Source organism: Streptomyces mabaensis (assembly GCF_053763515.1).
Map to the genome: position 1 here is coordinate 77,002 of NZ_JBSOPZ010000017.1, position 18,006 is coordinate 95,007.

Annotated in this window: 19 protein-coding genes; 9 read left to right on the forward strand and 10 right to left on the reverse strand. The window is 72.0% G+C overall.

All coding sequences use genetic code 11. The annotated features are described in order from the left end of the window. The first annotated feature begins 118 nt into the window (after window positions 1-118). Both ACWV17_RS17310 and ACWV17_RS17315 read left to right on the forward strand, forming a co-directional pair. Window positions 119-571 carry a hypothetical protein gene (locus tag ACWV17_RS17310; RefSeq protein WP_455360440.1) on the forward strand — a complete coding sequence of 151 codons (453 nt, stop codon included), beginning with the start codon at window positions 119-121 and terminating at the stop codon, window positions 569-571. 6 nt (window positions 572-577) lie between these two features. Next, complete coding sequence (locus tag ACWV17_RS17315) at window positions 578-1,138, forward strand: DoxX family protein (RefSeq protein ID WP_455360441.1); 561 nt, start codon at window positions 578-580, stop codon at window positions 1,136-1,138. 34 nt (window positions 1,139-1,172) lie between these two features. Here the strand turns inward: ACWV17_RS17315 and ACWV17_RS17320 are convergent, their stop codons facing one another. Next, a complete protein-coding gene (locus ACWV17_RS17320) occupies window positions 1,173-2,003 on the reverse strand; it encodes a helix-turn-helix domain-containing protein (protein ID WP_455360442.1) in 831 nt (276 codons plus the stop codon). Between the two features lie 49 nt (window positions 2,004-2,052). Beyond that, window positions 2,053-3,828, reverse strand: a complete 1,776-nt coding sequence (locus ACWV17_RS17325; RefSeq protein WP_455360443.1) for a hydroxysqualene dehydroxylase — start codon at window positions 3,826-3,828, stop codon at window positions 2,053-2,055. Window positions 3,829-4,034: 206 nt separating this feature from the next. On the opposite strand from ACWV17_RS17325, the gene ACWV17_RS17330 reads away from it, so the two are divergent. Further along, window positions 4,035-4,340, forward strand: a complete 306-nt coding sequence (locus ACWV17_RS17330; protein ID WP_455360444.1) for a 4a-hydroxytetrahydrobiopterin dehydratase — start codon at window positions 4,035-4,037, stop codon at window positions 4,338-4,340. Between the two features lie 19 nt (window positions 4,341-4,359). Here ACWV17_RS17330 and ACWV17_RS17335 read toward each other — a convergent pair whose 3' ends face one another. From ACWV17_RS17335 to ACWV17_RS17345, 3 genes are all read right to left on the reverse strand, one after another. Next, window positions 4,360-5,520: a DUF1266 domain-containing protein gene (locus ACWV17_RS17335; protein ID WP_455360445.1), complete on the reverse strand. Its 1,161-nt coding sequence runs from the start codon at window positions 5,518-5,520 to the stop codon at window positions 4,360-4,362. After that, a complete protein-coding gene (locus tag ACWV17_RS17340) occupies window positions 5,517-6,650 on the reverse strand; it encodes a DUF1266 domain-containing protein (protein ID WP_455360446.1) in 1,134 nt (377 codons plus the stop codon). Before ACWV17_RS17340 ends, ACWV17_RS17335 begins: the two co-directional genes overlap by 4 nt. Window positions 6,651-6,712: 62 nt before the next feature. Then, window positions 6,713-7,564 carry an NAD(P)H-binding protein gene (locus ACWV17_RS17345; protein ID WP_455360447.1) on the reverse strand — a complete coding sequence of 284 codons (852 nt, stop codon included), beginning with the start codon at window positions 7,562-7,564 and terminating at the stop codon, window positions 6,713-6,715. 96 nt (window positions 7,565-7,660) lie between these two features. Between ACWV17_RS17345 and ACWV17_RS17350 the strand changes: the two genes are divergently transcribed. After that, a complete protein-coding gene (locus ACWV17_RS17350) occupies window positions 7,661-8,626 on the forward strand; it encodes a cupin domain-containing protein (RefSeq protein WP_455360448.1) in 966 nt (321 codons plus the stop codon). Here ACWV17_RS17350 and ACWV17_RS17355 read toward each other — a convergent pair. Further along, window positions 8,587-9,600 carry a GlxA family transcriptional regulator gene (locus ACWV17_RS17355; protein WP_455360449.1) on the reverse strand — a complete coding sequence of 338 codons (1,014 nt, stop codon included), beginning with the start codon at window positions 9,598-9,600 and terminating at the stop codon, window positions 8,587-8,589. The genes ACWV17_RS17350 and ACWV17_RS17355 overlap by 40 nt on opposite strands. A gap of 108 nt (window positions 9,601-9,708) precedes the next feature. On the opposite strand from ACWV17_RS17355, the gene ACWV17_RS17360 reads away from it, so the two are divergent. Together ACWV17_RS17360 and ACWV17_RS17365 are read left to right on the forward strand one after the other, a co-directional pair. After that, window positions 9,709-10,674, forward strand: a complete 966-nt coding sequence (locus ACWV17_RS17360; protein ID WP_455351604.1) for an NADP-dependent oxidoreductase — start codon at window positions 9,709-9,711, stop codon at window positions 10,672-10,674. 104 nt (window positions 10,675-10,778) lie between these two features. Further along, a complete protein-coding gene (locus tag ACWV17_RS17365) occupies window positions 10,779-11,450 on the forward strand; it encodes an SRPBCC family protein (protein WP_455360450.1) in 672 nt (223 codons plus the stop codon). A gap of 23 nt (window positions 11,451-11,473) precedes the next feature. Here the strand turns inward: ACWV17_RS17365 and ACWV17_RS17370 are convergent, their stop codons facing one another. Then, the gene (locus ACWV17_RS17370; RefSeq protein WP_455360498.1) at window positions 11,474-12,733 is read right to left on the reverse strand and encodes an MFS transporter; all 1,260 of its coding nucleotides are present in this window, start codon (window positions 12,731-12,733) and stop codon (window positions 11,474-11,476) included. Window positions 12,734-12,855: 122 nt separating this feature from the next. Beyond that, window positions 12,856-14,253, reverse strand: coding sequence for a hypothetical protein (locus ACWV17_RS17375; protein WP_455360451.1), 1,398 nt, complete (start codon window positions 14,251-14,253; stop codon window positions 12,856-12,858). Window positions 14,254-14,401: 148 nt separating this feature from the next. Here ACWV17_RS17375 and ACWV17_RS17380 point away from each other — a divergent pair, with 148 nt between their 5' ends. Together ACWV17_RS17380 and ACWV17_RS17385 are read left to right on the forward strand one after the other, a co-directional pair. Further along, entirely contained in the window at window positions 14,402-14,830 is a 429-nt protein-coding gene (locus ACWV17_RS17380) for an SsgA family sporulation/cell division regulator (RefSeq protein ID WP_455360452.1), read from the forward strand. 84 nt (window positions 14,831-14,914) lie between these two features. Further along, on the forward strand, window positions 14,915-15,133 hold the full coding sequence (locus ACWV17_RS17385; protein ID WP_455351600.1) for a DUF6381 family protein: 219 nt from the start codon (window positions 14,915-14,917) through the stop codon (window positions 15,131-15,133). Window positions 15,134-15,415: 282 nt separating this feature from the next. Here ACWV17_RS17385 and ACWV17_RS17390 read toward each other — a convergent pair whose 3' ends face one another. Beyond that, window positions 15,416-16,123: a DUF4142 domain-containing protein gene (locus ACWV17_RS17390; protein WP_455351599.1), complete on the reverse strand. Its 708-nt coding sequence runs from the start codon at window positions 16,121-16,123 to the stop codon at window positions 15,416-15,418. A 287-nt stretch (window positions 16,124-16,410) separates the two neighbouring features. Here ACWV17_RS17390 and ACWV17_RS17395 point away from each other — a divergent pair, with 287 nt between their 5' ends. After that, window positions 16,411-17,067 carry a vitamin K epoxide reductase family protein gene (locus ACWV17_RS17395; protein WP_455360499.1) on the forward strand — a complete coding sequence of 219 codons (657 nt, stop codon included), beginning with the start codon at window positions 16,411-16,413 and terminating at the stop codon, window positions 17,065-17,067. Between the two features lie 52 nt (window positions 17,068-17,119). Here the strand turns inward: ACWV17_RS17395 and ACWV17_RS17400 are convergent, their stop codons facing one another. Next, window positions 17,120-17,962 carry an aldo/keto reductase gene (locus ACWV17_RS17400; RefSeq protein ID WP_455360453.1) on the reverse strand — a complete coding sequence of 281 codons (843 nt, stop codon included), beginning with the start codon at window positions 17,960-17,962 and terminating at the stop codon, window positions 17,120-17,122. Between the last annotated feature and the right edge of the window lie 44 nt (window positions 17,963-18,006).

Sequence of the window (18,006 nt, forward strand, 5' to 3'; positions counted from 1 at the left end):
AATCGACGGCTTCCACGGCGCCGGGCATGGTTGCGGTACCGGATCTCGGGGCGGCGCACTCCGATCCGAGATCCGGGTCCCGACCAGCGCTTTCGACCTCGATGGAGGCTGATCCGTCATGTCCGCGACCCTGCTTGGCACCATCTCCCGCAGCATTTCCCGCACCACCGAGCCGCAGACCATGCTCCGTCGCTTCCTCGCGCTGGACGCCGTCGTCACCACCGCCAACGGCCTGGCGTACGTGGCGGCCTCCGGCCCGCTGGGACGGCTGCTCGGGGTCGGGTCCGGGCTGCTGCCCGAACTCGGTGTCTTCCTGGTGCTGTTCGGCGCGGGGGTCGGCTACCTGGCCTCCCGGAAGCAGCCTCCGGTGTTCCCGGTCAAGGCCGTCATCGAGGCCAACCTGCTGTGGGCGGCGCTGAGCATCGCGGCGCTCGTCCTGTGGTTCTCGCCCACCACCGCCGGCGCCGTCTGGATCCCGATGCAGGCCATGACCGTCGCCGGGTTCGCCGTACTGCAGCACCTGGCCCTGCGCGCCGTGACGGCCCAGGACCGCGACGCGCTCCTAAGCTAACCCTCCATGACCTCCCCTTTCCCAGGCCGGCACACCGCCGGCTCCGACTCCTCGGGCACCACCACCGGCCATGTGGCGACCCCGCAGTCGTACGACGTCGGGCTGCTGCTGCTCCGCCTGGTGGTCGGACTGACCATGGCCGCCCACGGCACCCAGAAGCTGTTCGGCTGGTTCGGCGGCTTCGGAATCAGCGGAACCGGTCAGGGCTTCACCATGAGCGGTTACCCCGCGGGCGAGACGATGGCGGTGATCGCCGGGCTCAGCGAGACCCTGGGCGGACTGGGCCTGGCCGCGGGGCTGCTCACCCCCCTGTCCGCCGCCGCCCTGATCGGCGTCCTGGTCAACGCGCTCGCCGTCCGGTGGAGCGGCAGCTTCTTCGCCCCCAAGGGCGTCGAGTACGAGTTGATCCTCGTGACCGCCGCCGCGGCCCTGGCCCTGACAGGACCCGGCCGGTACGCCCTCGACCACGTCCTCCCGGTCCTGCGGTACCACCGTCTGGCCCAGGGTGTCGGTGCCGTGGTGCTGGGGGCGGTGGCGGGCGGCGTCGTCCTCCTCATCCGCGGTTGAGAATCCGCGGTTGAGAATCCGTGGTTGAGACCCGCTACGGCGCCATCGACCGCAGGTACTTCACCGTCGCCGGGTCGGCCGGGAGGAACGTCTCGATGGCCAGCTCGGCGACCGTCACGTCCATCGGGGTGTTGAAGGTGGAGATGGACGAGACGAAGGAAAGCAGCTGACCGCCGTGCTCGATCCGCAGCGGCAGCGCGAAGTACGGGACGGTCCCGGAGCCGGTCCCGGAGCCGGAGCCGGCCGCGTCCGTGTCCGAGTCGTCGCCGGCCTCCGGGAGGGGGTAGGCGGCGACTTCGTCGTACAGCGCGCGCAGCGCGTCCGAACGCACCAGCGCGATCTGGCGCTCCATCTGGGCCAGCAGATGCCCCCGCCACTCCCGCAGATTGCGGATCCTCGGCGCCATGCCCTCCGGGTGCAGGGTGAGCCGCATGGCGTTCAGCGGCGGGGCGAGCAGATGGTCCGGCAGGCCGTCGAGCAGCATCGCGATACCCCGGTTGGCGGCCAGCACGGTGTACGTCCCGTCGACGACGATCGCCGGGTACGGCTCGTACCCCTGCAGCAGCCGTTCCATCCCCTCCCGGAGGGCGCCCATCGACGGGTCGTCCAGCGGGGTCTCGGCGTACCGCGGGGCGTAACCGGCCGACAGCAGCAGGGAGTTGCGTTCCCGCACCGGGACGTCGAGGTGGTCCGCGAGACGCAGGATCATTTCCTCGCTGGGGCGCGAGCGGCCGGTCTCGATGAAGCTGATGTGCCGGGCGGAGGAGTCGGCGCGGATTGCCAGCTCCAGCTGGGTGATCCGGCGTCGCTCCCGCCAGGTGCGCAGCAGCGGGCCTACGGCGGTGTCCGTCGCGACTGTGGTCATGAGGACGACGGTAACCGAGGCGATGACCGAGGCGACGCTCCTGTCCGACCTATCCGAGGTCGTGGATGTTGCGCAGGCCCAGCCGGTGGCGGAGCCGGTCGTGCCGCTTCGACGGTTCCAGCTCCGGCGCCCGGTACAGCGGCGTGACGCTGCACCGCTCGGTCCCCGAACCGGTCCGGTCCAGCAGGGCGTTGACCGCCTGCCGGGCGGACGCGTTGGCGCCCTCCATCGTCGCCAGGTCGATGTCGACGGCCACATAGTCACCGGACAGGAAGAAGTTGGGGATCCTCGTCGCGGCGGCCGGCCGGTTGTGAAAGGTCCCCACCGGGTGGATGAGCAGCTCGTCGTCGTTGGTGGGGTTCGGGGTGCCGAGCCCGTCCACGCCCGGGTCCAGGAACCACGAATGCAGCGTGGAGTCCTTCAGAACCGTCTTCCCCGTGTCGTTCACGGTCGCCTTGAGCTGGGCCCATACCTCGCGCGCGACCTCCTCGCGCGTGCACTGTTTGGCCGTCCTGCCGTACAGCATGCCCGGCCGGTCCCACTCGGAGATGTCCACGGACAGGCAGTCGGCCACTGCGCCGTCGCCGTAGTCGGCCGGGAAGTTCCGGCCGGGCCAGTGCTGCGCCTGCGCGATGGCGGTCAGCGACCAGGGGGAGTCGATGCAGTTGAGATGGCCGTGCAGGATCGGCGTCCGCTCAGTGAGATAGAACTGGATGCCGGTCATCCAGTCGGTCTGGAGCCGGTCGCAGCGGGCGAGCTGCGGATCCGCGGCCCGCAGCTCGGCCCCCCAGGTCCGGCGGGCGTGCTCCACCGGCATCGCCGAGATGTAGTGGTCCGCCGTCACCGACTGCCGTACGCCCTGCGGGTCCTCGATCACCGCCGCCGCGATCCGCCCGGAGCCGAGTTTCAGCTCGCGTACGGTCCAGCCGACCCGGAACTCCACGCCCAGGGCGCGGAGATGGGTCTCCCACGGGTCGATCCACGCCTCGTTGGTCGGCGCGTTCAGGATCCGGTCGAGCGGACCGTCGGCGCCGCGCCCCAGCGCGTTGAAGACGAAGGCCTCCAGGAGCGAGCCCACCGTCCGGGTGCTCGCCTCCTCCGCCTTGGTCGCGACGATGTTGCGGGTCAGACCGACGGCGAGGATGCGCTGGTAGTCGTTCGACATCTGGCCGGCGCGCAGGAAGTCCCACCAGGGCTTGCGCTCCCACTGGTCGTTGCGCCGCTCGTCGCAGCTGGTGAGGAAGACAAGGAAGCGGTTCGCGAAGTACGCGACCTCGTGCGGCGGCAGCCGGAACGCCGTGCCGAGGAAGGCCGTTACCGCCCGCCGCAGCTCGTCCGGGGTGAGTTCGGCCGGTTTTTCGCCGGCCCGGGGAAGCGGAATGCGGAGATCCTCCCGGCCCGTCCGGGCGAACATCATCTCCTTGGGCGCGACCAGGTTGCCCCACACCCCGTCGGCGTTGCCGGGGAACGGAATGCGCCGGAAGGTGTCCGGCAGGTTGTGGTAGATGCCCGGGATGAAGCGGAAACCGTGCTCGGCGGGCAGCGGTCTGCGACTGCCCTTGGCGCTGCCCGGTACATCCATGCTGCGGGCCTTGCCGCCCAGGGCCCGTCGTTCGTACACCGTCACCGCGAAGCCGCGTTCGGCGAGTTCATGGGCCGCGGTGAGCCCGGCGACCCCGCCGCCCAGCACCGCGACGGACTGCCGCCCGCCCGGCGCGCGCGGGGCGGCGGCCGCGCCGCGCGCCGGGGTGAGTGCCGCCGCGGTGCCGGCGGCCGCTGCCGCGCCCGCCACGAAGGTCCGTCGAGTGCTGCCGGTACGAGTCATGCCGCGTCCCCCTACTACCGCCGGTAACAGTCACGTCCGGCGCAGGAGCATAGGGGGACCCCCCTCGACTCGGAAGACACCCGCGCGCCCACCCGTCGGCCCGCGCGCACAATGGCGCGAAACCTTCCGTCCCGGCGGCCCTGTGGCAGGCTGGTACCGGACGACCCCTCAGCCCCGGAACCCTCAGCCCCGGAAGGAGCCTGGCCATGGCCACCGAGCCGCTGTCCCAGAAGGAGATCGAGGACCGGCTGAGGGAGCTGCCGGGCTGGGCCCTGGAAGGGGACAGGATCGCCCGTACGTACCAGCTGGGCACCCACTTCGCGGCCGCCGCGATGGCCGTACACATCGCCCGGATCCAGGACGAGCTGGACCACCACTCCGAACTCACCCTCAGCTACCACACCCTCGCGCTCTCGGTGAACACGCACAGCGCGGGCGGCGCGGTCACCGACAAGGACTTCGAACTCGCCCAGCGCGTCGAGAACATCGCACCCGGCCACGGCGCGCGCTGACGCGAGTCCTCGGCTTCGCTCAGCGCCAGGGGATGTTGCGCCAGGGGCTGCCCTCCGACTGCGCGAGGAGGCGGTGGGCGTCGAGTGCCGTCTCGTAGTACGGGCCGTACTCCTCGTCGTCGAACCGCAGCACCCGGCCGAGGGTGTAACCCGCGGAGAACGCCTCCCAGGAGCGGTACGCGGGCTTGCTGAGCGCCCCCGCGTGCACGATCGCCTGCTCGGCCTCGTGCGGGGTGCAGAAGCGGGCCGACAGCCCCCAGCGGGCGAGGTTCACCGCCCGGCCGTAGTCGTACGCGACCGTCGTGGTCACCCGGCCGTCCGGCGGCAGCAGCCCGTCCGCCCGGAACCGCGACTCGTACCGCATGACGCGCCGGACCAACTCCTCGATGCTCTTGACCCCCTCGGGGCTCGCGCCCAGGTCCTGTGCCGTACCGGCGGCGGTCTCCCGCCACGCGTCGGCCGGCGGCAGCTCACCGTGGCGGGCGCGCAGTGCCTCGCGGACGCGCAGGACGAAGTCGGCCTGGGGCGGGCTGTTCTCGGCGTCCAGCAGGTAGCCCAGCTGCTCCTGCCAGCCGGCCCGGTCGGTGATGCCCCAGGCATCACTCAGCCGCCGCAGCTCCTCGCGGTAACCGTGGTAGGCCGTGCCCACCTCGTTCCACGGCACGGCGTTCTGCACCGCCAGATGGCCGCCGCAGGCGAGACCGTACGCGAGCGGTCCGTGCAGCGCCCCGTGCCGCAGTCCGATCAGCCGGTTCCCGTCCGCCCGTTCGTTCTCCACGTAGGCGCGCCGCCACAGCGCGCGGTGCTGCGGTGTCGCCTCCAGATAGACCGCGGCCGGGGTGCCGCCGTTCACGGCGAGCCAGGGAAGGCCGTCCGGCCAGCCGCCCCGGGCCAGCCAGTCCAGGCCGTAGCTCACGAACACCCACTCCGGGTGGAACGGCGGCAGCATGCCGCGCGTCAGGACCGGCAGGCAGTACCGGCGGACGGCCGGGTCCCAGTACGGCTGGAAGTGGACCATGTCCGGCTCCGCGTGCACCTGGGCCCGGGGCATCCCGATGTACAGCTCCTCGCCGGCCAGGACGCGCAGCTGCGCCTGCACATCGCGGCGCAACCCCGCCTCGTACAGCAGGCGCTCGGTCTCGGTGGGGGCGGTCCAGGGGGCGGGCGGGGGCTGGGTCATGACCACGGGATGTTCCGGTAGGGGCTCGACGGGTCCTGGGCGAGGATGCGGTGCGCGGCCACGGACTCCTGGTACTTCGTCCCCGACTCGTCCTCGTCGTAGTGGAGGGCGCGGGTCAGCGCGTAGCCGAGCGAGAACTCCTCCCAGGAGCCGTAGGCCTGCCGGGCCACTTCACCGATCCGCAGCACCGCCTGCTCGGCCTCCTGCGGATCGCAGAAGCGTGCACCCAGGGCCAGGCGTACGACGTTGACCGCGCGCCCGAAGTCGAAGGCGGCGAGGGTGTCCACCCGCCGGTCCGGCGCCAGGATTCCGTCGGCGCGGAAGCGCTGCTCGTACCGGTCGATCCGGCGGACCGCCTCCGCGGCCTCCTTGACCTCCGCCTCGGTCGCCCGCCGCAGGGTCAGCGCCTGGGTGACGGTGCTCTCCCACTCCTCGGCCGACGCCGCCCGGCCCAGCCGGCGGCCGAGGTTGCGGCGGGCGTGCAGGGCGAACTCCTCGGTACGGCCCACGAGTTTGGCCGCCATCAGGTCGGCCAGCTTCTCGCGGAACTCGGCCCGGTTGGTCACGTACCAGGGCCGGCGCAGGCTCTCGATGTCGCCGGCGTAGTCGAAGTAGGCCGCGCCCAGCCGGTTCCAGACCAGGCTGTTGTGTACGGCGAGATGGGCGCCCAGCGCCAGACCGTGGGCCAGTGGCCCGTGCAGCGGACCCATGGCGTCCGTGAGCAACTGCCCGTTCGGCACCCCGCCGGTCTCCTCGGTGAGCTCCTGCCAGAACTCGCGGTGCAGTGGGCGCGCTTCGACTGCGGTCGCATACGGGGTGCCCTGGTTGATCCCCAGCCACCACTTGTCGTTCGGCCAGCGTTCGGCCAGTTCGGCGAGCGTGGTCTGCTGGAACACCCAGTCGGGGTGCCAGGGCGGCAGCAGGCCGGGGGTGGTGACCGCGACGCACTGCCTGCCCGTCGCCGGGTCGCGCTGCGGCCGCAGCGGCGCGACGAAGCCCGGAGTGTCGGCGTGCAGCCGGGACACCAGCAGGTAGAGGCGGGTACGGGAGAGGACCGCGAGCTCCGCCTCCCAGTCGTCGCGCGCCTTCGCCTCGTACAGCAGGCGCTCGGTATCCGTCGGAAATGCCACGGGACGATCCTATGAACCGTCCCGCGGCACTCCGCACCCAGGTCAGGTCAGGGCAGGTCAGATCAGCGACGACCGGTGTCCGAGTCCCCCCACGCGCCGGACGCGGCCGTCGTGTGCGCGTAGTCCGTGAAGTCCCTCGGTTCGCGGCCCAGTACCCGCTTGACCCCGTCCGTCGTCGGTGTGTTGTGGCCGTCGAGGAGGAACGTGAACAGTTCCGACGCGAAGGCCGCGAAGTCGGCCGGCAGGCCGAACTGCACCAGGAGGTCCCGGTATTCGGGCCCCGAGACCGGTACGTAGGCCGTGGTCAGCCCGGCGGCCGAGGCGATCTCGGCCACCGCCTCCCGGAAGGTCAGCGCCCGCGGGCCCGTCACCTCGTGCACGACACCCGCGTGCCCCTCCTCGGTCAGGATTGCGGTCACGACGTCCGCGAGGTCGTCCGCGTCGATGAACGGCTCCACCACCTCCCCGGCAGGGAAGGGCAGTTCACCGCCGAGGAGGCCGTCCACCATGAATCCCTCGCTGAAGTTCTGCGCGAAGAAGCTGGACCGGACGACCGTCAGCTCCACGCCGGACTCGCGTACCGCCTCCTCGGCCGCGACCGCCTGCGGCTCCCCGCGGCCGGACAGCAGCACCAGGTGCCGCACCCCGCTCTCCGCCGCCAGCCGGCCGAAGGTCCGCAGGGCGTCCGCCGCCATCGGGGCCGCCAGGTCCGGGTAGTAGGCGATGTACGCCGCATCCGCGCCGCGCAGCGCGGGCGCCCAGGTCTGCTCGTCCTCCCAGTCGAAGGGAACCTCTCCGGTACGGGAACCGGCCCGCACCCGCACGCCGCGCTCCGCGAGGCGCTCCGCCACCCGGCGGCCGGTCTTGCCCGTGGCCGCTGTCACCAACACCGTCTGCTGCTCGTTCTCTGTCATGGGCTCAAGCCTGGCCGCCGGCGCGTGGACGGGCCATGCTTCACCGGCTCGATCGCATGTCCGTGCGTCTACGGTCCGTGGGTCTACGCTGGCGCCATGGACGCTCTCACGGGACTCCTGGACGGGCCGCGCGCACGGGGTGCCTTCCTGCTACGAATGGTGATGGACGCCCCCTGGTCGGTGCGCATCGAGGACCGGGCGCCGATCTGCCTGATGTCCGTGGTGCGCGGCGAGGCCTGGGTCGTCCCCGACGCCGGCGAGCCGGTCCGCCTGCGGCCCGGCGATGTGGCGGTCGCCCGCGGCCCCGATCCGTACACGGTCTCCGACGACCCCCGCACCCCGCCCCGGATCGTCATCCATCCCGGCGGGGAGTGCAGCACCCCGGAGGGGGAGCCTCTGGGCAAGGTGATGGAACTGGGCGTGCGGATGTGGGGGGACAGCGCCGAAGGCTCAGCCGCGCTGCTCGTCGGCACCTACCAGATGGACGGCGAGGTCGGCCGGCGGCTGCTGGACGCGCTGCCGCCGCTGCTGTTCCTGCCGGCGGAACCCTGCTGTTCCCCGTTCCTGCCGCTGCTCGACGAGGAGATCGGCAGGGACGAGCCCGGCCAGGAGGTGGTGCTCGACCGGCTGCTGGACCTGCTGCTCATCACCGTGCTGCGCGCCTGGTTCTCCCGCCCGGACGCCGAAGCCCCGGGCTGGTACCGGGCGTTGGGCGACCCGGTGGTGGGGCAGGCGCTGCGGCTGCTGCAGAACGACCCGGCCCATCCCTGGACCGTCGCGCTGCTGGCGGCGAAGACCGGGGTGTCGCGCGCGGCGCTGGCCCGCCGCTTCACCGAGCTGGTCGGGGAGCCGCCGATGACGTACCTCACCGGCTGGCGGCTGTCGCTGGCCGCCGATCTGCTGCGTACGACGGACGCCACGGTCGACGCGGTGGCGAGGAAGGTGGGCTATGGCGGCTCGTTCGCGCTCAGTTCGGCGTTCAAGCGGGTGCGCGGGATCAGCCCCCAGGAGCACCGCACCCGTCAGCGCGCCGCCGCCGTGGTCGGGGAGCCGGCGGTGTGAAAGGTGCGCCGGTACGCGGCCGGTGACACGCCGATGGCGGAACGCAGGTGCTGGCGCAGCGAGTTGGCGCTGCCGAAGCCCGCGCGGTCGGCGATGTGGTCGATGGACAGGTCGCTCGTCTCCAGCAGTTGCTTGGCCAGCTCCACCCGCTGAGCGGTCAGCCACTGGCCCGGTGTCACCCCTGCCTCGTCACGGAACCTGCGGGTGAAGGTGCGGACGCTCATCCGGGCGTGCGCGGCCAGCTCCCCGAGGGTGAGCGGCCTGGCGAGCCGTTCCAGCGCCCAGGCGCGGGTCGCGGCGGTGGTGGCCGAGGAGGGTGCGGGCACCGGACGTTCGATGTACTGGGCCTGGCCGCCGTCGCGCCAGGGCGGGACGACGCAGATCCGGGCCACCCGGTTGGCGATCGCGCTGCCGTGGTCGCGCCGGACCAGATGCAGGCAGAGGTCGACGCCGGCGGCTGCTCCGGCGGAGCTCAGCATGTCGCCGTCGTCGACGAACAGCACCTCCTCGTCCACGCGGACCCGCGGGAAGAGCCGTTTGAAGTTCGTCGCCTCGTTCCAGTGGGTGGTGGCCGGGCGGTCGTCGAGGAGTCCCGCGGCCGCCACGACGAACGCGCCCGTGCAGATCGACACCACGCGCGTGCCGGGCCGGATATGCGCCAGGGCCGCCGCCAACTCCTCGTCCAGGACGCCGGTTTCGTAGAGCGGGCCGAGCCCGTGGCTGGGCGGGACGATCACGGTGTCGGCGGTGGCCAGGACCTCCGGCCCGTGGTCGACGGCGATCGAGAAGCCCGCGTCCGTACGCACCGGTCCGCCGGACGGAGTGCAGACGAGCACCTCGTAGAGCGGGGTGCCCGCCGCGTAGTCGCACGCACCGAAGATCCGCGCGGGGATGCCCAGCTCGAACGGCACGACGCCCTCGGCGGCGAGGACGACGACGCGGTGGACGCGGTGGGCAGGGGTCGTGGTGTGCATGGCCAGATCCTGTCACATCATGGCCATCCGGCCAATGCCGGTCCGGTGGATCCGGGCGCAGAGTGGGTGCACACCCCACCGCCCCACCGAACGAAAGGGCACTGTCCGATGAGCGAGAACACCACCCCCACCATGCGAGCGATCACCCCATCCGAATGGGGCGGTCCCCAGGTGCTCACCGAGGTGCGCCTGCCGCGCCCGGTGCCCGGCCCGACCGAGATCCTGGTCCGGGTGCACGCGGCCGGGGTCAACCCGGTGGACTGGAAGTCACGCGCGACCGGCGGATTCGGCATGTGGGCCGAGACCCCGGTGCTCGGCTATGACGTCTCCGGTGTCGTCGAGGCCGTCGGCCTCGGCGTCACGCTGTACCGGCCCGGCGACGAGGTCTTCGGCATGCCCGAGTTCCCGGGTCAGGCGGGCGGTTACGCGGAGTACGTCACCGGCCCCGCCCGGCACTTCGTCCGCAAGCCCGCCGCGCTCGACCATGTGCACGCCGCAGCGCTGCCGCTCGCCGCGCTCACCGCCTGGCAGTCCCTGGTCGGTACGGCGGACCTGCGCGCCGGGCAGCGGGTCCTGGTCCATGCTGCCGCGGGCGGGGTCGGCCACCTCGCCGTACAGATCGCCAAGGCGCGCGGCGCGTACGTGATCGGCACGGCGAGCGGGGCCAAGCACCCCCTGCTGCGGGAACTCGGCGCGGACGAGCTGATCGACTACACCCGGACCGACTTCACCGAGACGGTCCGTGATGTGGACGTCGTCCTGGACGCCGTCGGCGGCGACTACGGGACGCGCTCGCTGCGGGTGCTCCGGCCGGGCGGCGTGCTGATCACGCTGCCCTCGCCGGACGCGGTGCCGCCCGCGGCCGAGGCGGAGGCCCACCGCGTACGCACCGGGTTCACGCTGGTGGAACCGGACTACGCCGGGCTGCTGGAGATCGCCGCGCTGGCCGGGGCCGGGAAGCTGCGGGCGGAGATCGACACCGTACTGCCGCTGGAGCAGGCGGCGAAGGCCCACGAGCTGGGCGAGGCCGGCCGGACCACCGGCAAGATCGTCCTCACCGTGGCCGTGAGGTAGCGCGGGCGGACCACGCGGCACGGGGCTCGCGTCGTAGTCGTACGGGAGGGGCTTCAGCGGTAGCGTCGAGGTGCGCCCAGCGGCCCGGCGAAGGGAGCAGTCCGATGAGTCCGGCGACCGAGGACCAGAAGCCCTTCCGCGTCGAGACGACGGTCGGGGCGCCCGCCGACACCGTATGGCGGGCTCTGACCGAACCGGATCTCGTCCGGAACTGGTTCGGCTGGGACTACGAGGGGCTGACGGCCGAGATCGACTTCATCTTCGTCGACCACGCCGACCCCCAGCCGCCCGACCTCATCGTCCTCGACGCGGGCCAGGAGATCGGCCTCGTGGGCGGCCCCGGCCGGACGACGGTACGGGTCGTCACCACCCAGCCGCTCGCCGCCGGCCCGGACCCGGACCGGCACGACGCCGTCGAGGAGGGCTGGCGGGTCTTCTTCGAGCAGCTCCGCTTCCTGCTGGAACGCCATCCCGGCGAGCGGCGCGACACGCTCCGCCTGACCGGACGGGCGAGCGGCCGGCAGCTGCTCGGGGTGCTGGCGGAAGCGGCGGTGGGGGAGCTTTGGCACGAGAGCCGGTTCGCCCGCCTGGTGGTCGATGGCGAGGGGCATCTGCTGGCGGCGACCGCCGAGGAACCGCTGCCGGACGGCGGGCCGGGGCCGGTGAGCCTGACGGTCAGCGCGTACGGACTCGGCGACCAGGCCCGCGCGGCCCTGCGGGAGCGCTGGACGGTGCGCTGGCGGGACGCCGTGGACGACGCGGAAGTGACTGCGTAGGCCCCCTGGCGGCACGCCGGAGATCAGTCGGACGGCCGGCGGTGGGTGTCGGGCAGCAGGGCGAAGCAGGCCGCGCTGACGGCGCACAGGGCGAGCAGATACCCGGCGACGCCCCACGGCAGCCCGTTTCCGGCGGGAGACAGGCGGGTGGCCACCAGGGGTGTCAGCGCCCCGCCCAGCACGGCGCCGAGGTTGTAGGCGAACGCCGTCCCGGTGCAGCGCAGTTCGGGCGCGAACAGCTCGGGGAGGTAGGCGCCCTGCACGCCGAGCGTCGTGACCAGGGCGAGCAGCATCATGGTGGTTGCCGCGAAGACGGCCCCCAGGCGTCCGGTCTGGAGCAGCACCAGGTACGGCACGATGCCCAGCGCCATCGCCGCGCAGCCCAGCAGGCTGAGCCGGCGCCGCCCGTACCGGTCGCCGAGGGAGGCGGCCACCGGAGTGGCGGCGCCCATCACCGCCATGGCCCCCATCAGGCAGAACAGCATGACCGTCGGGTCGACCCCCAGCCGCCCGGTGGCGTGTGACAGCGCCCACGCGGACACCGCGTAGTGGACGGCGTACACGACGGTGACCGCGCCCGCCACCAGCAGTACCCGCCGCCAGTGGTGCCGCAGGAGCGGGACCGCCGGCACCCGGACCAGCGTGCGGCGGGCGGCGAGGGCGAGGAAGGCCGGTGTCTCCGCGACGGCCGCCCGCAGCAGGTAGCCGGCCAGCATGAGCACGCCCGCGCACAGGAAGGGGACGCGCCAGCCCCACGTACGGAACTGCTCGTCGGTCAGGGTGGCCGACATGGTCATCATCGCCCCGTTGGCCAGGATGAAGCCGAGGGTGGGGCCGGTCTGCGGGAAGCTCGCCCACAGGCCACGGCGTCCGGGCGGGGCGTGTTCGGCGGAGAGCAGTACCGCGGCGGTCCATTCGCCGCCCAGGCCCAGCCCCTGGACGACGCGCAGCAGGACCAGCACCACGGGGGCGGCCAGGCCGAGCGTTCCGTAGCCGGGGAGGAGGCCGACGGCGACGGTGGCCAGTCCCGTCATGAGCACCGATATGAGGAGCACCGCCCGGCGCCCGTGCCGGTCACCGATGTGGCCGAACAGCAGCGAGCCGAGCGGCCGGGCGACGAAACCGGTGGCGAGGGTGCCGAAGGCGGCGAGCGTCGCGGCGGCGGGGGAGAAGTGCGGGAAGTAGACCGGTCCGAAGACCAGGGCGGCGGCGCTCCCGTAGAGGAAGAAGTCGTAGTACTCGATGACCGTCCCGGCCGAACCGGCCGCGGCGATCCGGGCCATCGAGTGCCGCGGCGGCACCGGCGCGCCGCTCTGGTCGGCGGGTGTACCCGTCGTCCGGCCGCCGCGCGCCGTCCTCTCGGTGGCCGGGCTTGTCGCGGTGCCGTGCTGCTCGGCCGGCCGGCTCATGCGTGCTCCCCGGCCAGCCACCGGCGGGCTCGCTCGTCGAAGTCCAGCGCCGCCTGCGCGCCCCGGTGCTTGAAGGGCGCCAGCTCCTGCCGCATGCCCCTCGCGGCACGCAGGACGCGCGCGGAGCGCACCCCGTCCATGAGCTCCAGGGCCCTGCCCCACGTCGTACACGCTTCCTCGACGTGCCCCTGGCGGCACTGCATGGATCCCGTCAGGGCCAGGCTGAGGGCGGCGATGCGCTGGTACGCGGAGCCGGACGTGTTCCAGACCGCCTGGGAGAAATGACGCTCGGCGACGCGGTAGTCGCCCAGCAACTCCGCGGTCTTCGCGGTGTGGTTGCCCACGCAGGCCCCGGCCGAGCCCCACAGCGCCGCCCAGAAGGGCATCTCCGATTCGTCGGCGTCCTCCACCAGCCGCGCGGCGCGGGCGGCTTCCGCGACGGCCTCCCGGCGCCGGCCCGCCATGGCGAGCGCGCGGGCGCGGGTGACGACGTAGAGGGACTCGGACGCCGGGTCGGTGCGCCCCTTGACCCGTGCCAGCGCGGCGTCGATCAGGTCCAGGGTGTGCTCGCCGCGCCCGGTCTCCATGCCGTGGTGCGCCAGGACGCGCAGGACGAACGCCGAGTGGAGGTCGTTGCCCGCCTCCTCGGTGAGCTGGAACGTCTGGAGGTAGTACCGCTGGGCGAGCCCCGCCTCGCCGGCGTCGTACGCCTTCCAGCCCGCCAGGTAGGCCACGCAGGCGGCGGCCGACAGCATCTGCCGCTTCTGCGCGTCGGTACGGAACCGCGCCCGGCACAGGGTGGCCACGTCGGAGATCAGATACTGCACGACTGCCGACCGCCCGTGCCGGCCGCCGTGGCGTTCGTCGACGGCGGTGAAGAACGTCGTCATCTCTTTCACCGCCTCGATCTCCCCGTGCCCGGCGGTGCCCCACCGGCCGGCGGCGCCGGTACGCCCGGCGCCGCCGCCGCGCTGCCGGGGTACGGTACGCGCGGCCGCCGCGGGGAGTGCCGCGGCCGGGACGCAGTAGGCGGCCGAACTGAGCCAGGTGCGCCGTTCGATGTCGGCGCGGCCCAGCCGGGAGAGCGTGTCGACGGGGTCCTGCCCCAGCTCCAGGCCCAGCGCCGGATCGTCCGCCGCCAAGTCGCGGCCCAGACCAAGTTGTTCGGGTGTGACCAGCCGTCCCAGTCTCCGGGACAGCGTCTCCGCCAGCAGCCGGGTGGCCGTCTCGCCGGGCCTGGTACCCGCGATCCAGTGGGCGACGGCCGAGGAGTTGGTACGCAGACCGGTCACCCCGCTCTCCACCGCGAGTTCCCTTATCTCCCGGGCCAGTTCGGCGTAGGAGAGGCCGGCCTCCCTGATGGCGTGTCTGAGGTACTCGTTCCCCTGGGTCATGCGGCCCCCCGGTCGCGCTGCGAGCGTCGTTGTCCAAGCGTCGTTAAGCGGGTTAAGCGAACTCGTGCGCCCCGGACACTACCCACGCCCCGCACCGTTTCGTTCACATTCCGTCCACACGACACACTCAGGGGTGAGGAGCCCGTCCGTGCCGCACCGCGCACACCCGCCGGGAGAGGTCGCACACACGACGGTCGAACGTGACCTGGTCTGCCAACTCGTGCTGGACGCGGGCCGGATCGTGCCGGTGCCGGCCCGGCTCGTGTACCGCACGGACGATCCGTACGCCGTCCACTTCACCTTCCACACCGACACGTCCACGCCCGTGCACTGGTGCTTCGCCCGCGATCTGCTCATCGAAGCCCTCTACCACCCCGCGGGGCAGGGCGACGTCAAGATCTGGCGGGGGAAGACGCCGCTCACCGCCGGCTTCGTCTACCTGCTGCTGACCGCGCCCGACGGCCAAGCGCTGCTCCAGGCACCGGCCCTGGCGCTGTCGGCCTGGCTGGAGCGGGTGCTGCGCCTGGTCCCGCCGGGCCACGAAGGCACGTTCTGGCACGTCAGACGCATACCGTGACGGACGGTGACGCTCCGAGATGCGGCGCCGCGCGGACCCTGGTTCGCTGAGGGAGCCCGCTCACCCTACGCAAGAGGAGTGACAATGAGCGTCGCAAACGAGTCCGGTAACCGAGCTCAGCAGATGCGCCAGAAGGTCCAGCAGCTGAACGAAGCCGCGGAGCGCGCGACCGACCCGCAGGAGCGCCAGAAGCTCCAGGAGCAGGCCCGCCGCCTGCAGGAGCAGACCGAGCGCCAGGGCCAGACCCCCGGCGGGTCCCGGCCGCAGGGCACCCGCGGCAAGGAGCAGTACCCCCCGGAGTGACCCACGTCCCGGAGTGAGGTACGCCCTCGCCACGTGATGCGGACGGCCTCCAACGCCCCCTGACCGGGGACGCGTTGGAGGCCCTCTGCGGTGTGTACCGGTTGTACAGGGGTGACTGTACGGGGGAGGAGGGCCCGGAAGTCCGGGCAGAAGCGCGGAGTTGAGCTGCGTCACCGTGCCAGTGCCGCTCCCGGCCCGGGCCCCTGCCAACGCCAGGGCCCTCCACCGCAGCCATCATTGCACAGTGCAAAAGTGATGGCCGGAGTTTCGGAACTATTCGAACTACTGGGGAGCGACTGCGTCTTCCACCTCCTTGAACGTCTCGGGGGTGACGAGGCCGGAGTCCTCCAGAACCTCCATGTGGTCCAGGACGGTCTGGTTGGCCTGGCGTGCGTGCCGACGGATGAGGTCGTTCTGGGTGGCGGCCCTGACCTCACCGATGGTGGCGAAGATCTTGCCGTGCGACGAGCGCAGGACGTTGGCGAAGAGACGGTCGAACTCCGCGCCACGGGCGTTCTCCAACTGCTTGACCCAGTCCTGCTGTTCGGGCGTCGCCTCGTCCGGAATCTCGACGCCGAGGATCGCGGCGTCCTCGCGGACCAGCTGGTCGAGTTTGCTGTGGCCGTCGATCAGATGAAGTCCCGCGCGCTTCACGGCCTCGCTGGACCCGTTCGTCTGTGCCAGCCGGCCGGCGGGTATCTCCCAGAGCCCGGCCTGACGCACCTTGACGAGGAAGGTCTTGTCCACCTCCGTCACCGGCTGGGGCGCCGCCCGTTCCTGATCCGTGGCCGGTGCGCCGGCCCGGTTGGAGACGCCGGCGTGACCTCCGCCGTGCTGGGGGAGCGCTGCGGCCGCCTGTCCCGCCGACGCCTCTCCGCTGCTGCCCCGTATCGCGATCAGGACAAGGGCGAGGACGGTGACCGCCGCGGCGACGACCGCCGCCGTCCGCATCGACGTGCTGGGCCCTGCTGCGCGCCGGTTCTGACGCATGATGCCTCCCGGTTTCTGCTGTGAGAACTGCTGTTCCTCCATGGCGGCGGGAGCTGGTTGTGGCGGCTGGCACGGCGCGCACCGAGGTATACGGAAGGGAACGCGGCGATGTTCAACGGGGCGGATGTCCACCGGGCCGCGGGGGCGGGCGCGGGGTGAACGTACGTCCCGCGCGGCACCTTCGTTTCGGTGAATCCGGGCGTGACGGGGGCGGGATGCGCAGGTCCGGCGAGTACCGTCATGACCTCATTCGTGAAGGTGGGTCGGACGTGCCGAACGGGCTCCAGATGCAGCAGGACAGCGTGAGGACGCGGGTGTCGGGGGGTGATGACGCGCAGCCCGGCCGGGCCGGGGCGAGCCACGAGGCCGCGGTCGGCGGCGGGCGGGCGTTCGCCTGGCTGCTGGTGATCTCCGGTGCGGCGGGGCTGCTCGCTTCCTGGGTCATCACGATCGACAAGTTCAAGCTGCTGGAGGATCCGGATTTCGTCCCCGGGTGCAGCCTGAATCCGGTGGTCTCCTGCGGCAACATCATGGAGAGCGAGCAGGCGTCGGCGTTCGGGTTCCCCAACCCGATGCTCGGGCTGGTCACGTACGCGGTGGTGGTCGCCGTCGGGATGGGGCTGTTGGCGGGGGCGCGTTACCGGCGCTGGTTCTGGCTCGGGCTGAACGCGGGCACGCTGTTCGGTGTCGGGTTCTGCACCTGGCTCCAGTACCAGTCGCTCTACAACATCAACTCGCTGTGCCTGTGGTGCTCTCTGGCCTGGGTCGCCACCATCGTGATGTTCAGCTACGTCACCCTGCACAACATCCGGCACGGCTTCGTCCCCGTGCCGGCCGGGCTGCGCACGGGACTTCTGGAGTTCCACTGGGTCGTGCCGGTGGTCTGGGTCGGCGGCATCGGCATGCTGATCCTGACCCGCTGGTGGGACTTCTGGACCAGCTGACGTACGGGGCCGGCCCGGCGTCCCGCGCCGGGCCGGCCCTTTTCGCAGGTTGTCAGTTGTAGTCGAACGTGTCCGGGTCCGGGCCGAGCCGGTCACCGGTGTCGAGGGCCGTGAGCGCGGAAAGATCCTCCGCGTCCAGTTCGAAGCCGAAGACGTCGATGTTCTCCTGGATCCGGGACGGGGTCACGGACTTGGGGATCGCGACATTGCCGGTCTGGACGTGCCAGCGCAGGACCACCTGGGCGGGTGTCCGGCCGTGCTTGTGGGCGATGGCGATGATCGTCGGAATGTCGAGCAGCCCCTTGCCCTGGCCCAGCGGCGACCAGGCCTCGGTCGCGATGCCGTGCTCGGCGTGGAACGCGCGCAGTTCGGACTGCTGGAGCCGCGGATGCAGCTCGACCTGGTTGACGGCCGGCACGACCGAGGTCTCGTCGAGCAGGCGCCGCAGATGGGCGGGCCGGAAGTTCGAGACGCCGACCGCTTTGGCGCGGCCGCTCTGGGCGATCTCCTCGAACGCGCGCCAGATGGTGAGGTAGTCGTCCCGCATCGGGCGCGGCCAGTGGATGAGGTAGAGGTCGACGTAGTCGAGGCGGAGCTTGTCGAGGGAGGCGTCGAAGTCGCGCAGGACGCTGTCACGCGTCCATGTCTGTGAGGCGCTGTTCCACAGCTTGGTGGTGACGAAGAGCTCCTCGCGGGCGATCCCGGAGGAGGCGAGCGCCTGTCCGGTGCCCTCCTCGTTCTCGTAGGCCGCTGCCGTGTCGATGCTGCGGTACCCGGCCTCGAGTGCGGTGCCGACGGCCTTCGCGGCCTCGGTGTCCGGCACCTGCCAGACACCGTAGCCGAGCTGGGGCATCACTACGCCGTTGTTGAGGGTGATGGTGGGGACCTGGCTCACGAGCGGTCGAATCCTTAGGTCGTGGACGTGGTACTCCATCGTCA

Excerpts from the sequence above, each read along its gene's own strand:
- ACWV17_RS17310 (WP_455360440.1), top strand. The coding sequence starts at position 119 with ATGTCCGCGACCCTGCTTGGCACCATCTCCCGCAGCATTTCCCGCACC.
- ACWV17_RS17315 (WP_455360441.1), top strand. The coding sequence starts at position 578 with ATGACCTCCCCTTTCCCAGGCCGGCACACCGCCGGCTCCGACTCCTCG.
- ACWV17_RS17320 (WP_455360442.1), bottom strand. The coding sequence starts at position 2,003 with ATGACCACAGTCGCGACGGACACCGCCGTAGGCCCGCTGCTGCGCACC.
- ACWV17_RS17325 (WP_455360443.1), bottom strand. The coding sequence starts at position 3,828 with ATGACTCGTACCGGCAGCACTCGACGGACCTTCGTGGCGGGCGCGGCA.
- ACWV17_RS17330 (WP_455360444.1), top strand. The coding sequence starts at position 4,035 with ATGGCCACCGAGCCGCTGTCCCAGAAGGAGATCGAGGACCGGCTGAGG.
- ACWV17_RS17335 (WP_455360445.1), bottom strand. The coding sequence starts at position 5,520 with ATGACCCAGCCCCCGCCCGCCCCCTGGACCGCCCCCACCGAGACCGAG.
- ACWV17_RS17345 (WP_455360447.1), bottom strand. The coding sequence starts at position 7,564 with ATGACAGAGAACGAGCAGCAGACGGTGTTGGTGACAGCGGCCACGGGC.
- ACWV17_RS17350 (WP_455360448.1), top strand. The coding sequence starts at position 7,661 with ATGGACGCTCTCACGGGACTCCTGGACGGGCCGCGCGCACGGGGTGCC.
- ACWV17_RS17355 (WP_455360449.1), bottom strand. The coding sequence starts at position 9,600 with ATGCACACCACGACCCCTGCCCACCGCGTCCACCGCGTCGTCGTCCTC.
- ACWV17_RS17360 (WP_455351604.1), top strand. The coding sequence starts at position 9,709 with ATGAGCGAGAACACCACCCCCACCATGCGAGCGATCACCCCATCCGAA.
- ACWV17_RS17365 (WP_455360450.1), top strand. The coding sequence starts at position 10,779 with ATGAGTCCGGCGACCGAGGACCAGAAGCCCTTCCGCGTCGAGACGACG.
- ACWV17_RS17370 (WP_455360498.1), bottom strand. The coding sequence starts at position 12,733 with ATGGCCCGGATCGCCGCGGCCGGTTCGGCCGGGACGGTCATCGAGTAC.
- ACWV17_RS17375 (WP_455360451.1), bottom strand. The coding sequence starts at position 14,253 with ATGACCCAGGGGAACGAGTACCTCAGACACGCCATCAGGGAGGCCGGC.
- ACWV17_RS17385 (WP_455351600.1), top strand. The coding sequence starts at position 14,915 with ATGAGCGTCGCAAACGAGTCCGGTAACCGAGCTCAGCAGATGCGCCAG.
- ACWV17_RS17390 (WP_455351599.1), bottom strand. The coding sequence starts at position 16,123 with ATGCGTCAGAACCGGCGCGCAGCAGGGCCCAGCACGTCGATGCGGACG.
- ACWV17_RS17395 (WP_455360499.1), top strand. The coding sequence starts at position 16,411 with ATGCAGCAGGACAGCGTGAGGACGCGGGTGTCGGGGGGTGATGACGCG.